Origin of the sequence: Gillisia marina, from assembly GCF_000258765.1 — a bacterium.
GTDB lineage: Bacteria > Bacteroidota > Bacteroidia > Flavobacteriales > Flavobacteriaceae > Gillisia > Gillisia marina.
The window spans coordinates 34080-50534 of the sequence record NZ_AJLT01000010.1; the positions used below are offsets into that span (position 1 = coordinate 34080).

The following is a 16455-nucleotide window of genomic DNA, read 5'->3' on the forward strand; positions in this document are numbered from 1 at the left end:
TTCAATTTTTAGGTATATGCATAAGACTAAGACTAAGAAGAATTGTTACAGTCTTGTTTGTTACAAAACTGTTAAATTTTAACTGAAATTTAAGAAACTAAGCAGCAGTTTTCTTATTCCGTAGCGATCTATAAATAAAGAAGCCTATTCCTCCTATAAGGATATATGGGAAAATCATTAAATAAACGATCCCGTCATTTATACCTTTGGCAGCAGCCTCAGAGCCTTCGCTTTCCAATACTGCTCTACACATAGCGCATTGTGCTTCAGCAAAAGTTGGCAGTAGCACAAATAATAACAATATTAGGATTAACTTAATTTTCATTTCGATTCTTTCAGAATTAATTCATCAAACCTCGACTATAAATTTAATAAAAATTAATAGTAAGGCCACATAAAGACATACACTAAAACCCCAGTTACTGCGACATATAGCCAAATTGGAAATGTCCATCGAGCAACTTTAGTATGTTTATCGTACTGCCCAGTGAGTCCGCGATACATTGCAAACAAGACCAAGGGAACTATAATTGCCGAAAGGATTATATGGGTTATTAAAATAAAGAAATAAATATAACGCAACATCCCTTCTCCGCCATAGGGCACCGGCTCGTTACTGATTTTTGAGATCACGTAACTTACAAGAAATACTGAGGATAGCACAAATGCCATAATCATCACATTTCTGTGCCATTTATACTCTTTAATGCTCATTAAAAAATAACCAACAGTAAGCAAAATTGCTGTACTACCATTTAAGACAGCATGGAAAAATGGAAAAGTTCCAGATTGAGTTCCAAAAACATTATACCGCTCCGGTAAATACATTAAAATTATAACTACGATAGGAATAAGGATGGAAAGTGCAATGATTATTGGCACTGCAATTCTATCGGAACTTATTTTTGCCATTTATAAAAGTTTTTTAAGGTCTTCTATTAATATCTCTATTTGAGGCTCTTCTTCCCCTTCTAAAACAGATATCCCACGCTCTATGGAGCCCTTGTAATAAATAATAGGGTTTCCAAATTGATCTGTTCTAGAACGGATATACCCTTCTCTATCTACAAGTGCAAACATCCCAGAATGAGCAAAACCTCCAGGAACATTTTCATCTGGATTGGCAAAAATACCAAACCCCTTATTTGCTAGTGTATAAATAGCTTCTCTATCCCCGGTTAAAAAGTTCCAATTTGGATTAGTTATTCCATAATTCTCAGCATATTGCTTTAAGACCTCTGGAGTGTCATGAGCCGGATCTATAGAAATAGATACAATCCCAAAATCTTTATTTTCACCTACCTCCTTTTCAACCCCTACCAAGTTCTTATTCATAATCGGACAAATAGATGGACAAGTGGTAAAGAAAAATTCTATCAAGTATACTTTTCCCATATAATCTTTATTGGATATAGTGTCACCATTTTGATTTACAAATTGAAAATCTGGTACTTTTTTATTTTCACCGTATAATTCGATATAAGAAAGCTCATCAGTTTTAGTAAGCCCCTTCCCAATATTCATTCGGTCATTTTCTACGACCTCATTATTGGAGATTCTATCAATTATTTTAGGAATAAAAATGATTCCAAAAACCAATATCACTAAGGATATACCTATATAAGATTTGTTGTTCATTACTTCTTAGTTAATTTGGAGTTATATTTTTTTAATGCCAGTCTATATTCTGCCAGAATCACTTTAATATCATCATTCATCTTGTTTCCAAGTTCCGAAACAGATCTGGAATCATATCCATACAGCAAGCCCTCGTCGTCATCATCTCGGCCCCTTAAATTAGAATCCTTATCTACTATAAATACATAAGGAGTTTGCAGCTTAGAATCCAGTTCTAAATTTGTTTTAAAACTTTTGAAAATATCTTCAATTTCGTTTGGTTCTCCATAAACGAAGCTCCAGTAGTTAGAGTTTGTAATGTTATTAAACTCTGAAACAAATTCATCTGCTTGCGCTTTGGCTGATTTTGGAAGAATGATTACAAATTGAAAATCATCGAATTCGTAAAATTTTTCGAGAATCTTCTTATCTAAATTGAATGTATTTCCTTTTAGAGCATCTAGATCATTCCCAAAGAAAGCAACGATACTAATCTTATTTTGAAAACTAACTATGGAATCCCTGTTGTTCTCTAAATCCCTAATGTCTTTTACATTCTCTGTAAGCACAGGAAGTTTAGCGAAATTATTTATTCCAGAAGAAAAGAATAAATAGGCAACGATTGGCAATAAGAATAAAACGCCAAGTATTAGAAATTTCTTCATAAATCCGTGTTATTACGGGTTACAAAAATAAAAAGACGGTTTTAAATAACCGTCTTTTCTTATGCTTTTAACTTATAGTTGGAGATTAAAAATCCCAAGCTACGTGGTTACTCTTATAAACATCGAAGATATAATCTCCTTCGGTTAATAGAATAAACATTAAGTAACTTATTAGAAAGATCGCAGTCCAAACAACAGATCTTCTCATGCCTTTAGTTTCACCTTCCAGGTGCATAAATGCCCATGCAATATAATAAGCTTTATAAATTGTAAGAATTATAAAGATCCAGTTAAGCAGACTCATCGCAAGGAAATGCGTATCTACTAAGAAATCTGGTTTTATAATCCCTAAAACTACCTCGACTATTGTAACAACAGAAAGCAAGGCAAAAACAAACCAAATTCTTTTGGTATTAGACTCGTGATGATGTGTAGTACTATGTGCCATTTTTATTTATTTCAGAATTAAACCAGGTAAAAGAATGTAAATACAAATACCCAAACTAAATCTACAAAGTGCCAGTATAAACCAACCTTTTCAACCATTTCATAACTTCCGCGACGCTCGTATGTTCCTAAGATCACGTTGAAGAAGATAATAATATTTATAATTACCCCAGATAATACGTGGAAACCGTGGAATCCAGTAATAAAAAAGAAGAAATCTGCAAATAATGGTGGGCCATACTCATTTTCAACAAGATTGGCTCCATGAACCACTCCTATAGCTTCAGTGTTTAATTTGCTTAAAGATTCCTCTCTGGAAAGAATGGTCTTTTCACCATTCTCATCGATTATTTTAGTTCGAACAAAAATATTGTCATTCGCTAAAAAACCAGCTTTTACTTCTTCAATAGTAAAGTCAGATAAAGTTTCGTTTTCAGAAAACCAAATCCCGCTGTTTCTTTGATTAGCTACTCGGGTTACAGGTAGTTCTGCTGCGAAGTCTGCAAGTGCAACTCGCTCACCTTCACCATCTACAAACTGAAGAACATTTCCTCCTCTGGTTGTTACCGCACCATATTCACCTTTTATAAAATTCTTCCATTCCCAAGCTTGAGACCCTACGAATATCGCTCCACCAATAATGGTTAAAAACATATACAAGGTCACTTTTCCCTTTTTCATATGATGCCCGGCATCTACTGCCAATACCATCGTTACAGATGAAAAAATAAGAATGAACGTCATTAACGCCACATAATACATAGGAGCATCTAATCCATGTAAAAATGGGAAGTGATTAAACACTTCATCGGCAATTGGCCAAGAATCTATGAATTTAAATCTCGAAAAACCGTAAGCAGCTAAGAATCCGGAAAATGTAAGTGCATCAGAAACGATGAAGAACCACATCATCATTTTACCGTAACTAGCCCTTAATGGGTCATTTCCACCGCCCCAGGTTTTACCTTCGGTACCTGTTCTAATAACAGTAGCTTCCATATGAAGAATTTGATTTTATATGATGGGCAAAAATACGCAAATTTATTATCTAAAGAAATATAAAAACACAAACAGGTAAACCCATAATGCATCGAGGAAGTGCCAAAACGTGACACCTAGCTCAATTCCAAGCATTTGACCCTTTTTGTAGCGTTGTTTAAAATGGTTATAAATTACTACCAAAAGCACTATCAGCCTGCCGCGAGGTGGGCAAGGTGTAGTAAAACCACCACATATATAAACGAAGTAGTAATTGTACTTTCACTTCCGGTAAAATAATAACCGGATGATATAATTTCTGAAAAACTTCGGAATTGCAAATCAACAAACCCAATCCCTAAAGCTAGGGTAGTTAACAACAGTACCGTTGCTTGCGAACGATTTTCCTTTAGAATTGCTCTTTTCGCCAGCATAAATGTGACGCTACTTATTAGAATAACCAATGTGCTCCAATACAAGGTTTCCGGTAGCACAAAATCAGAGATCCAATCTGGTCTATTTTTACTTACAACATAAGCACTGGTAATCCCCGCAAACATCATTACCATACTGGCAATACCAAACCATAACATCATTTTCTTGGCTCTGCCAATTTTATACTGTCTGGTTTCTTGTGTTATATCCATTCTCTTAAAAATTTATCCAATACATAAACAATTTGCAACAGTGTAATATAGGATACACTTGCAAACATTAATTTTTTAGCTGAAATAGCATCACGATTCTTATATAATTTGAAGGCATAATATAGCATCCCTAAGCCTAGCACTAAAATAATTGCTCCCGCATACGGCGTAAGGAACAATCTTCCCGTAACTCCAAAAACCGGAATCAAAGACACCATAATAGTCCAAACCGTGTACAATATCACTTGTATTGCCGTACCCTTATCCCTCTTCCCGGTAGGCAGCATAAAAAATCCACCTTTCTTATAATCATCGAACAACCACCAACCAATAGCCCAAAAGTGAGGAAACTGCCAGAAGAACTGAATCATAAAAAGTGTTCCCGGTTCAATACTAAATTCATTGGTAGCTGCTACCCATCCCAACATAAACGGAATAGCACCCGGAAACGCACCAACAAATACAGATAATGGTGTTCTAGTTTTAAGCGGAGTATAAACACTTACATATAAAAAGATGCTAATAGCCCCAAACATAGCTGTTTTAGGGTTGATGATATAAAGCACTATCAAACCAATGACAGTTAGCGTGCTCGCTATTATAAAAGCAGCATTAACAGACATTCTTCCCGCAGGAATAGGCCTATCCTTAGTACGATCCATCAAAACGTCAAGATCCCGCTCAATTATTTGATTGTAGGCATTAGAAGCCCCAACCATGCAATAACCTCCTATTGCCAATAGCAAAACGGTAACAAAATTCACTACCTCCGCCCCTAAAAAGTATCCTGCTACAGAAGAAAACACCACACTAATGGCTAATCGCATTTTTGTGATCTCTTTAAAATCTGAAAGTATTGATATAGAAGGGGTATGTACGCTTGTATTACTCAAAAAAGCAATTTTATATTTGGCGCAAAGATACTTCTTAATTGTGTTTTAACAAGAATGTAAAAAAGTTAATTTTCAGGATAGGTTCCATATAAAAAAATTAAACTTTTAGGGCTTATTGAATTTTAAGACAAGAACAAATAAGCTCACAGAGTTTTTGTGATAATCCTTGATAACTAATAAGATAAACTAACAGAATTGCTTCATATTTTTTAATAGAGCTTAATAACTGTTAATATTCGTAATACCAGTTAAAGATATCGGTTCGTATTCCAACATTAAACCAAACCGTATTTTCCTTTAATATAAGATCTGTATTTACTTGTGGATTAAAATCTCTATAGATAAGACTTCCAAAAACTTTAAGATTGGTTATAGGATTTATAATATATCCTGCTTCCACTTCAGAAAACAAGGTTGTAGTAGTATTACCCTGCCCAATTTTCACTCCATCTTCAAAAGCGCGGTCGCGCTCGCTGCGGTAAATATTTCCGCCATAATATCTATCGTCACTCCCGTCATCAAAATCGAATCCTCGTTTACCATAGATTACCTTTGCACTTCCAAAAATTCGATCTCTCCTATATCTTGCAATTCCTATGATCTCCCTAAAGTTTGCTCCCCATAAGTGAGCTAAAGATTGGTTGTTATGCCCATAGTTTAATACTATTGAATTATGGGAATACGTATAAGGTCTCACCTGATTATATTCTGCCTGCAAATAAAAATCGGGCACATTAAAAGCATCAAAATATTTTACCCCTAACTGATAGCCTAATTTATTTTTCCAACTCTGATTGCCCCCAAAGATCTTTTCCGTAGAAAATTCATCTATAATCCATTGTCCATAAAGATTGATTTGGTCGCTCCATTTATACTTTCCTGTGATCCCAATGATGGCATTTCCACCCCTCGCTCCAGTTGAAAACTCGATGGATCTATAAAAAATAACCGGATTCAAATAATTAACATCAAAGCCACGGCCATTATCATTTTGCCAGATCACCGATTCGAATAAACCAAGATTAAACCTCTTTGTTAAATTCAAACTCAAGTAATGATTGGCCATATATTTTGTTCTATAAGAACCTTCTGCCGCAACCTCTTCCCTTACATCACGTAAAGACATAAATGTATTGGTGTATTTTAACTTCCAAAAGCTCGTGTTTAGTTTAAAGTAAGGATACGGACTGGCAATATCACTCATCAATAAAGAGCGATACCCATCTCCAATAAAATTTTTCCCATGCCCAAATTGGACATTGAAAAAATCTGAAACTTTATAAGACAAATAACCTTCAGCTACAGGGAAATCATACCCGTCTTCTAAAAACTCTTTAGCAATACCCCTACCTGGAACAATCGCCGGATTTCCGCCAAATGGGCCAATACTCTCCGCATATCTATTAAAATAATCGGCAAAGCGACCTTGGCTTTCAAAAACTACCGTGTAAAAATTAAAATTCTCTCCCAAGCCTCCCTGAAAAATGGCACCACGAGTATTGTTATAAGTAAATTCAACATCACTTTGGAAATCCTTCCCAATTTGAAGATCTAGAACCACATCTCCCGTAAACCAGTAGTTTTCACCTTGAAAAGTAACTAAATGTTCGTCCCATATTTTTCTTCCCACCCAAGAACTCCGTGTTTTCCCTTGTTCGAATTCAGCATCGAAATTGTAATATTTGGAAACATCGTTATATAAATAGGGTTTAGTAGCGGTATGGCTATTATTTCCAATCCTATTCATTTCTGCATCAAAGCGGTTATATCTCTCATGAGAAAGCGGCACAAACAAATTGCTAGAATTTATTTTGCTCACAAATGGTTTGGATACAATACTGTCGTATTCGGTAAGTGTATTTTTCTTCTGAACAGATCTAGCTTCCTTTGCAATAGCAGCTTCAGATGAAGAAGAAATCATTTCAGTATATCCCAATGGAATTTTTAACGGTAATCGGAATTGAGCATATGCAGGTTTTCCATTGTATGTTGCCGGAGAGATTGTTGGCAAATCATCGAAAACACGCTGTATCTCATTTTTTAATTCAGAATAAATAGCATCTACATAAAGCACCTTGAAATCCCCTTCTTTTGTTACCTCAAAAAGAATGATGACTTCACCTGTATAATTTTCTTCGGAAACTTTAGCAGGTAACTGAAAATTATCAGTCAGCATTTTCATTAAAGTATTTTTGAAACAAGCTTCTTCTCCATTAAATTCTACTTCTGAACATTCAGAGAACGTCGGATAGGTTTCAAATTCAGAAAATTCGTCTTGCGAAAATGCATTATAGGAAATAAAGCAGAGAAGTAGGAATCCAATATATTTCATAAAAGGAGCACAGATGTTATAGCGTGAAACAGCCGAAAGATACCAAAATTTTTATTCTTGCATACAAAACCTTTATAAACGAAAAATTCCCAAACTGCTAAGCAATTTGGGAATTTATATAATTTTTAAACTGTTTTAATCCTGTACTTGAAATACAATTGGTAAAGAGTACATAACTCCTACTGGTTTACCTCTCTGTCTTCCTGGTTGCATTTTAGGTAATGCATTTATAACCCTCGCAGCTTCTTGCTCCAATCTTGGGTGTGGCGCACGAGAACGAACATCTGTAATATTACCATTCTTGTCTATCTTAAACTGAACGATTACACGGTTAACCCCTGTTAATCCTAATTGACTACCAAGATCTGTATTAAATTTTTTCTGTACAAATTCTTGTACTTTCTCACTCATACATTTCTTACGCTGATCGTTGTTAGCTAATTTTTCACAACCCGGGAAAATTGGCACATTTTCAATTACTGCAAATGGAACATCTGCAATTACTTCTTCAACAGGTGCTTCAATAACCTCTTTTACCTCAACAATCTCGTCTTGATTAGTTTCTGTAGATTCAATGATATCTTCCTCTACCTCTTCCTCATCTTCAACAACCTCGATAATTTCCGGTGCTGGTGGTGGTGGTGGTGGAGGTGGTGGAGTGTTAAGAATTTCCGTGATTGGAATTTCTTCATCATCTAAATCACCAAGGTCTAATTGACCAAGATCTACATTGCTTTTATCGTATGTTTTCCATTCTATACCTTGCCAAGCAAGAAATAAGACTAAAATAAGTCCTAACTGAAGAAAGAGAACGCTACGTTTTGTTAAATCGGCTTTCGGATTTTTCTTGGGTTTCATAATTCGATACTAATTAATAAGGGTTGCTAAAGTAAAATATTTTTTCATAAAAATGAATTAATCTTATGTTTTAAGCGTTTAAAGAATTTTAATAATCCTAGACATATGCCCAACGCCAATAAAACTCCGATACTATTTGCCAGTATATCAGCCCAATCCGGGTCTCGATAATCTGTAAGTGCTCCTTGTAAAACCTCAATTAACATACCAAATAGTATAATTATAATTGAAATGTTAAAAAAAGCCTTCCTTTTAATACTTCCATCCTCGTTTTTAAACAAATAGTAAAAAAACCAAACAAAGCCCAACACAAAATATGCACCTAAATGCATCATTTTATCTGTAGGGTTAAAACTTCCAAGTGAAATTTTCCCTAATTGCATTAAGGACAAAGAAGTAATTAATAGGGTGTACAGTACTGCAAGTACAAGTAATAGTCTAGCCGCCAATAAGATCTTTATATTCTTCCGGACTCATTAAACCAGTGATTTCATCTTCATCTGTAATCTGAATCTTCACCATCCATCCGTCTCCATAAGGATCTGTATTCACTTTTTCCGGAGTGTCTTCAAGGCTTTCATTAAATTCGATGATCTCTCCGGCAAGAGGTAAAAATAGGTCTGAAACAGTTTTTACGGCTTCTACAGTCCCAAAAACTTCTTCACGCTCCATAGTTTCACCAACGGTTTCCACCTCAACATAAACTATATCACCAAGTTCTCCTTGTGCGAAATCTGTAACGCCAATTGTGGCAATGTTCCCATCAATTTTCACCCATTCGTGATCTTTGGTGTACTTTAATTCTTGTGGTATATTCATAAAAATATTTTTTTCTAGGTGCACAAAGTTAATTTATTCTTGGGTTTGTTCAAATAGCTACCAATTAATTTCCAAAATTATATCTCAAGGTGATCCCAGATCGAATTGTTGTTTGCGGGAACGCAGTAGAAATGGCATATTCCGAGAATGTATGATCGTAATATACTAAAGCCGTTAAATTTTTGGAAATCGCATAATCTGCTACAAAATTTATAGCCCACAGATCTTGCCCGGCAATCACCTGACTATTATCAAGATCCAGATATCTAATGATATTTATATTTTTTCTATAAGCAACATCCGCTTTAAAATTAAGGTCACTGCTTAAAACGCGTTGTTTCCCCCCAAGGTTGGTAACAATCTTAAAATCTTTTATTCTATACCCCAAGCCTAAGATATATTCATTTCCTTTTACCTCTGTAAGCAAGTTGTTATCGAAACTCAAAGACATGGTTCTATCTTTCTTAATTTCGGCCAAAATCCTAATGGCTTCATTTGTTTCCATATCTACTCTAACCAACGGACTAAATAGCTCAGTTAAATTGATATTTGCGAACAATAGCTCATTTTTAAAATTGTTAGCCTGATTAAATTCAAAAGGATTATTAGGATTATAATCTAAGTTAGATTGAAATTGATTAATTGTATATCCTGCTCGATATCCATGACTTAAAGAGAACCTTCTAAAATTCTTTTTAAACCACTCCAATCGCATTAAGCCGGTATATTTAATATCCCAGTTAGGAATGGGCACATTTCTAAAAGCTCCTAATTTTACAGAAGATGCATTTTGTCCCATATACGCAGCAAGAAATGCCGGCAACAAAACAGCCTGATTGGTTTTTCCGTAACCTACCGGAAAACCATCTGCATCCACATCATTAGGATCGCGTCCGTTTTCTGATGCCAATCGTTGTGCAACTTCCAGTCGATTCTCTCTAAAGGTCTGAAAGGTTTCAGAAAATTCCTGATCATTCCTTTCAAAAGCGCTCTTAATAAGAACTGTTGAAATATTGAAATTTCCAAAATTATAAGGGCTCAAAGATTGATACTCTAAACTAGTAGGACTAATTCTATAGTTTTCATTATAGGTTTCCGAATAGATTCTGCTTGCGTTTAAATCTATCGTAAGATCTGGAATAAAACTCAACGAAGCCTGCATGTCCAATTGCTTGTTTTGAACCGAAGTGTACTGCTGATTGAATTCCTGATACAAGGTTAACCAGCCATTTCTTGCTGCAATACCTCTAACATCGCTTTGACTTCCCAAGGTAAAGCCTGTTGTAGGTCTTAGCGTTCCTAAAAACCCTATACTAGGCGTATATCCGGGTAAAAAGATCCCTCTATTTTCTCGATATGTTACTTGCACTCGCTTAAGAGCAGTGACAAAACCTAACACAGTATTATAAGCCTTATCAGATTTCGGCTGTGTTGCCTTTTCTTCTTCCTTAGTCTCATTCGGAGATTTTGGGACACCGGCACTTCGGGCTTTTATGGAGTTCGCAGTAGACTTTCTAGGAACAAGATTTAGATACTTATACAAACCTTGCATATCCATATTAGCATTGATCTGATGGATACTGGAGTTTTGTACTGAATTTCCTAAATCCGGCACCCCTTCTAATTGATCAAAAATTTGAGATCCGCGCTGCCATTGAAAATCTCCAGTATAGGAATACGTGGTTTTAATAAATTCTAAGATCGGGATTTTAGCAAATGGCAGTTCATAATTCACCTGTAAAGATTGAAAATGCTGATTTGGAGTTCCTATGTTAAAAAAGTCGTCCCAAATCCCAATGCTGTTATCTACAAAATTATCTTCGGTAAAATAATTTCTTACTAATCTGTTATTAGTCGCACTAAAACTAAATTGAAGCGATTTCGTTAAATTATAATTTATCCGATATTGCCAATCGAACATAAAATTTCGTTGGTACAAAGTTGGGATTCCTATATCATTTTCATTTAAAGATAACTCTCTGAATTTTTGCTCGTTATACTGTCTAAATATATTTGAACCTAAAGAAATATTAGTAGGCAGTAAATTCACATTAAAATCTTTCACTAAAGAATAATAATCACTGCTATCTAATGCCTTTATATTTTTGAAAGGCTCCAAGGTTAAGGGCAAGAATCCATAATCGTAGGTTGCTCCAACCCGCACATTTTGACTCAATGCATCTTCAATTTCAAAATCACGATGATCTACTTGATTGTAAGAACTAGAAAATGCAAAATTCTCGATGTCGTAAGGCATAGGTTTTTTATCTCCTACCCGTTCTTTTCGCAAACCAATAACATTTACACTTTGCCTTTTCGTGTAAGATTCAGATTGCTCCCTTACTAAGTCTCGTTCTGCAGGATCTGCAATATCATCTAATCTGGTTTGAAGTTCCAGATCTAAGAATTCCTGATCGTATTTAGGAGTGATTAGCTCTTCTCCTCTGCTATAATTAAATGGAATTTGAACCCCCCATTTTTGTGGCAATAACTGCCCTGCATTTATATTGGTGACAACATCATACTGCTGAAAATCTTCTCTACTTCTTTGATTTGGTCCTTCCTCTAAAGCCCCAAATCCAATGGTGCTTTTTCTTCCAGTTGCAGATACCGTAGCAAAATCGGCAATGTTGGTATCCATATTTACAATCGCTGCCCAACCTCCTTGGTTATCCAAATCGGACAATCGCAATTCGTTGAACCAAACTTCCCCGCAAATATCTGATGCAGAATTCTCAGGACTTCCGTTTTTCACCCCAAGCATTAATAGCCTTACATTTCCAAAGCTTGGATTTCCTTTAATCCCTATTCTAAGCTGCCCAACTTCATATGGATCGTTAGAATTAACAAGACTTAGATCCTCATTAAAATAATTCAATTCGGTAGGAATCAAGGATGGCTCTCCTAAAGCCCTTGTTTTTACCTGTTGTAATAAATCCAATTGCAATAAAAGCCTGTTCGCTTCCGGCCAGATCTCTTCAGCAGAAGTTGCACCGGGTAAGGTTGCAGTTAATGGTATTTCAATTTGATAATAGTTATCTGTAAAATCGGTTCCTATTCTTACAAAAGCAATTAGTTGCCCATCTTTTAAAGCGATCTCATTCACAAAAGATTCAGCATGCAAGAACATTTCCAGATTCTTATACTGGCGCATATCCACTTGAAAATTCTTATAAACTGCACGCGCATCCTGAGGTTCTAATTCGCAAGTTCTAATAGACAGCGATTGCTCATTCTGGCGGATATTTGTATTGTTATTGAACAATTCCTCGCGATTTACCCCCGGAGGTAATACGTAAGGAATCGGCTCACGATTTTCATTTTCTTCAATATTTACTGCAGAAACCTCGAACAGAGTTCCTTCTTCTACAGGCTGTCCGGGTGTATCCGGATCTAAACTTTGATTGTATCTTCTATAATCCCCACGAACCAAATCCATAGTTCCGAATCTCAAAACGGTCTCCTGTTGAAAGTCTGATAAGAAAAGTCGCATAAATCGGATCGATCTAAAATCGGCAATTCCACCTTTGGTATCAGTTGGCTCAAAAATTGGAACTTTAAATTGAATCCATCGTACCGGTAAATCTTGACCATTAGGAAGCGGCGCATCCAATTCTCTAACATCTGTAACATATGGGCTATTAGCAGCGTTCATTCCAGGAAAGATCTTTACATCATACTGGAAATAACTATTAATAGTGTTCATCGTATTATCTCTATTGAGATCCTCGGTGGTTGGCAAAGTTGTATTTCCCCTATTCGTATCTGTTAACTCTGTTGGAGAGTTTCCTTGAGTACCATTATAATTTCTATAACGATCTATAATACTTCCCGTCCTATTCAGAAAATACTCATAGTTATCTGCAGATGGATCTGGCAGGTTTCCAAATGCTGAAAATTTTATGGCTTCTTCTGCATCTCCTAAACCATCAAATCCTACATCTTGATTAATTCGTTCCTGACCTTGCGTATCAAAAGCATAAATCAAAGATTGATCTGCAGGCACTTTTGCAAATGCCGTAATTACCGTATTTTGAACCCCACCATCCTGCGGAAGCCCATTTTCATATTGTTTTCTACCATCCCGAAGTACATCTTCAGAAATATTACCTAAGTTAAAAGTGATGGTCCCTCCTGGATTTCCTGCGTTTTCTGAATAAATAAAAGGATCCATCATCCAGAATTCGATAAATTCTACATTGGTTTGCTCAAAATTGGTAGAGGTGATGGCTCTTGAAATACCTGCAAAATTTTCCTTAGGATTATTCAATATGTTTCCTCCTGCCGCCGATGGGTTGAAATTGTATGGTCCACGAGTAGTTGGAGAAAAGGCAAGGTCCATCGTATAAATTACCTGCGGTTGCCCTTGAATCACATCGGTATTCGGAAATATTTCATTTAGAAAAACCCTTCTTGTAGCAAAATTAGAAAGATCGGCATCTGTGATTCCGTCCGGCCTTCTACTACTATAAAAAATAGGATCTATCGTATACCAAGATAGATTAGCCCTTTTATATCCTGAAGCCAAATCTCCATTATTTAATTCTCCTCCAAAATCCAGAGGCACACTGGAAAGCTCCCAACTTAATGGATTATTGATTGAGATAGAAGTTTGAGAAGCTTCAAAATCGTCTATATACGTTGTTGCTTTTTGGTCGAAATCATTAACCTGCGGTGCTCCGGGTTGTAAATAAGCAAACTCTCCTCTAATAGAAAAATTAGAAGGAACATCGGTATCTATATTTGGCAGTTTATTTACCAATCTGGTTAAAAATGGCACTTCTGTACTATACGTAGCATTTAAGCCATAAATCGTATTGTTTACAGGCTCGTAACTATAATTGGCTTTTTGTGTAAGCGGACGTTCTTTTAGGTTCAGAAATGTTCCACCAACCAATAATTTTTCATTGAACTGATGTTCGATATTTATCCCTGTAAACCTTTTAGATTGCTGCCCGAATAAGGCATTGTTCTCTGTAGAAACCTGAATCGGAATATTAGAAGCCAACAAAGAATCGTCTATAATTTGCACTCTTCCTAACTGATAATTCACGACATAATCTACCCCTTCCTGTAAAACTCTTCCTCCCGCGGTAACGGTTACCGAGCCTTGTGGTAAATTAAAACCAACCGGAATTCCATCTACTTGAGAAGATTTATACCTTCCTTTTAACTGAAATTTATTTTTATCGGCATCTTCTTGCTCTGCCTGAATCTTGGTTGTTCGATATAATGATCTAAATACATATTCCCGCTGATTGTCATTATAAGATTGTGGAATATTGTAATCTTCACCTCCACCATTTGGGGTGTTATCCAGTTTATTAAATAAGTATTCTCCAAAAGGCTCTACTGTAGTAAAAATCACCAATCCGTTTTGCGGATTTATAGTAATTCCCGGTACATAATCGAAAAACCCATCTCCTCCATTTATGGGATCGTTGTTCGTGTTTAATTTATCGAGGTTAAACACCCGTAGTAAGGTAGTTTCAGCAACATCTTCCGGCAAAGGCACACCAGATCCCGGAGCTGGAGATAAATAATTTTGTGGCTGTGGATCTGTATATAAAATATTTAATCTGAAGTCATCTTCCTCTAATTGAAAAGCACCTAAAGCATAGATATTCTTCATCATTAAATCCCAAATTGGCTCACTCACATTGGTAACAGTACTTTTCAATAACTTAACCACCAGGTTCTGATTAATTCTAGCACCATCTCCATCTGCTTGAGTATTCGCATCTACTCCATCATTGGCAAATTCCCCAACCTGATACACTTGGCCATTCACCGTATATTGAAAGGCAACACCCAAAACCTCATCATTACTCAATCTTTGGTTCAGACTTATATACCCCAATCTCTGATCGAATGTAAATTCATTAGGCTTTAATTGTCTGGCATTTTCTAATTTCGCATAATCTTGTCCTTCAGAAACAACAACTCCACCAAAACCACTTTGTACGGTAGAAATATCTCTAATCGCAGGAGTTAAAATAGACTCTCCGGGCCCTGTAATTCCAAAAGGATTAAAATCGTTATTTGCGTTATTTGGAAATGCTCCCGCTGGCGTATTAAAAAATCCACCAGGTGGATTCTCTAAACCGATATTTCCGGGAATATTAGTTTCCCCAAGATCTTGTATGGCAACAATGTTTCGGGTATCATTTAAATTTTGAATATTATTTGTTCGGTTGGTTACCCAAACCTGAATACGCTGAATTTGAATATTACTATTGATAAATGGATAATTCTGAAGCGATTGATTATAGGTGTCCCTAAAATAATGTGCTAAGAAAAAGTGCCGATCTTGATCGTAATCTATGGCAAATTTCTCGAATTCTTCAACTGTAGCACCACCTTCTACATTCACAGTTCTACGTTCTGATTTTTGTTCAGAAAAAACTCCGGTAACCCGAGTTTTCCCAAATTGTAATTCAGTTTTAAATCCAAATAAACTTTGGGCTCCTTGAATAAGAGCACTATTTAGTGGCATATTTACATTACCAACCTCTATCTTTTGTATGATATCGTCTTCATTGGGAGTGTATTCCAGTTTCAACTGATTCTGAAAATCGAAAGTAGATTCGGTATCGTAATTTGCGAGTACTTTTAGTTTTGTCCCAACGTTTCCAAGCAAACTAAGTTGAATCCTTTGATCGAAATCGAAGGTTAAATTGCTTCTGTTCCTTGGAGAAAAAGATGGATTGTCCTGTTTAGTATAGAGCAGTCCAAGATCCATGGCAACGCTACCTTGTGGCACTACTTCTATTTCTTTTCCACCAAAAATGCTTTCAAAAAAACCAGAATTCACATAATAACTTGGTAAAAGATCTTGTTGAGCTTCAGGATCTCCTTCTCTATTTTCAGAAATCGCATTGTTTTTTTCTTTAAAATAATTACGAATCTCTTCCTGAATAACCAATTGCTGGTATTCCTCCGGAGTAAGAATTAAAGGAATGGATAAGTTATAAGTTCCTAACTTTTCAGAATAAATATATCTATTGAGAATTGGATCGTACTCATAACCTGCTACGATGCTGGCGGGATTAGGCAAAGACAGCGTCCCGGTTGCATAACCAGTACGGATTGAATCCTGAGCTACCAGTGTATCTTGCGCATATAAACTAGGTGAAGAGACAAATAACCAGAAAATCCCAAACAGAGATGTTAATTGCAGTTTCAAGTAATTATTCCTC

12 protein-coding genes and 1 pseudogene are annotated in these 16455 nt (G+C 35.9%); all 13 read right to left on the reverse strand.

The window, feature by feature from the left end; genetic code table 11:
* Positions 1-97 precede the first annotated feature (97 nt).
* Entirely contained in the window at positions 98-325 is a 228-nt protein-coding gene (locus tag ON07_RS02950) for a hypothetical protein (protein ID WP_010228069.1), read from the reverse strand.
* Between the two features lie 53 nt (positions 326-378).
* Positions 379-912: a DUF420 domain-containing protein gene (locus ON07_RS02955; protein WP_010228071.1), complete on the reverse strand. Its 534-nt coding sequence runs from the start codon at positions 910-912 to the stop codon at positions 379-381.
* A complete protein-coding gene (locus ON07_RS02960) occupies positions 913-1638 on the reverse strand; it encodes an SCO family protein (protein ID WP_010228073.1) in 726 nt (241 codons plus the stop codon).
* Positions 1638-2282, reverse strand: coding sequence for a hypothetical protein (locus ON07_RS02965; protein WP_010228075.1), 645 nt, complete (start codon positions 2280-2282; stop codon positions 1638-1640). The genes ON07_RS02960 and ON07_RS02965 overlap by 1 nt, the downstream gene beginning before the upstream one ends.
* An 85-nt stretch (positions 2283-2367) precedes the next feature.
* Positions 2368-2730, reverse strand: a complete 363-nt coding sequence (locus ON07_RS02970) for a cytochrome C oxidase subunit IV family protein (RefSeq protein WP_010228077.1) — start codon at positions 2728-2730, stop codon at positions 2368-2370.
* A 17-nt stretch (positions 2731-2747) separates the two neighbouring features.
* Positions 2748-3728 carry a cytochrome c oxidase subunit 3 gene (locus ON07_RS02975; protein WP_010228079.1) on the reverse strand — a complete coding sequence of 327 codons (981 nt, stop codon included), beginning with the start codon at positions 3726-3728 and terminating at the stop codon, positions 2748-2750.
* Positions 3729-3773: 45 nt separating this feature from the next.
* Positions 3774-4354 (reverse strand): annotated as a pseudogene (locus ON07_RS14335) (cytochrome c oxidase subunit 3).
* Positions 4345-5247 carry a heme o synthase gene (gene cyoE, locus ON07_RS02985; RefSeq protein ID WP_010228083.1) on the reverse strand — a complete coding sequence of 301 codons (903 nt, stop codon included), beginning with the start codon at positions 5245-5247 and terminating at the stop codon, positions 4345-4347. Before cyoE ends, ON07_RS14335 begins: the two are co-directional and overlap by 10 nt.
* Positions 5248-5476: 229 nt before the next feature.
* A complete protein-coding gene (locus tag ON07_RS02990) occupies positions 5477-7579 on the reverse strand; it encodes a hypothetical protein (protein WP_010228085.1) in 2103 nt (700 codons plus the stop codon).
* Between the two features lie 135 nt (positions 7580-7714).
* The gene (locus ON07_RS02995; protein ID WP_010228087.1) at positions 7715-8437 is read right to left on the reverse strand and encodes an energy transducer TonB; all 723 of its coding nucleotides are present in this window, start codon (positions 8435-8437) and stop codon (positions 7715-7717) included.
* 44 nt (positions 8438-8481) lie between these two features.
* Positions 8482-8886 (reverse strand): VanZ family protein, encoded by a 405-nt coding sequence (locus tag ON07_RS03000; protein WP_050915843.1) that lies wholly within the window; start codon positions 8884-8886, stop codon positions 8482-8484.
* Positions 8876-9256 (reverse strand): glycine cleavage system protein GcvH, encoded by a 381-nt coding sequence (gcvH, locus tag ON07_RS03005; RefSeq protein WP_010228090.1) that lies wholly within the window; start codon positions 9254-9256, stop codon positions 8876-8878. Before gcvH ends, ON07_RS03000 begins: the two co-directional genes overlap by 11 nt.
* Positions 9257-9320: 64 nt before the next feature.
* On the reverse strand, positions 9321-16442 hold the full coding sequence (sov, locus tag ON07_RS03010) for a T9SS outer membrane translocon Sov/SprA (RefSeq protein ID WP_010228092.1): 7122 nt from the start codon (positions 16440-16442) through the stop codon (positions 9321-9323).
* Positions 16443-16455 lie beyond the last annotated feature (13 nt).

Coding starts and splice junctions, on each gene's coding strand:
- ON07_RS02950 (WP_010228069.1), bottom strand. CDS start 325: ATGAAAATTAAGTTAATCCTAATATTGTTATTATTTGTGCTACTGCCA.
- ON07_RS02955 (WP_010228071.1), bottom strand. CDS start 912: ATGGCAAAAATAAGTTCCGATAGAATTGCAGTGCCAATAATCATTGCA.
- ON07_RS02960 (WP_010228073.1), bottom strand. CDS start 1,638: ATGAACAACAAATCTTATATAGGTATATCCTTAGTGATATTGGTTTTT.
- ON07_RS02965 (WP_010228075.1), bottom strand. CDS start 2,282: ATGAAGAAATTTCTAATACTTGGCGTTTTATTCTTATTGCCAATCGTT.
- ON07_RS02970 (WP_010228077.1), bottom strand. CDS start 2,730: ATGGCACATAGTACTACACATCATCACGAGTCTAATACCAAAAGAATT.
- ON07_RS02975 (WP_010228079.1), bottom strand. CDS start 3,728: ATGGAAGCTACTGTTATTAGAACAGGTACCGAAGGTAAAACCTGGGGC.
- ON07_RS02990 (WP_010228085.1), bottom strand. CDS start 7,579: ATGAAATATATTGGATTCCTACTTCTCTGCTTTATTTCCTATAATGCA.
- ON07_RS02995 (WP_010228087.1), bottom strand. CDS start 8,437: ATGAAACCCAAGAAAAATCCGAAAGCCGATTTAACAAAACGTAGCGTT.
- gcvH (WP_010228090.1), bottom strand. CDS start 9,256: ATGAATATACCACAAGAATTAAAGTACACCAAAGATCACGAATGGGTG.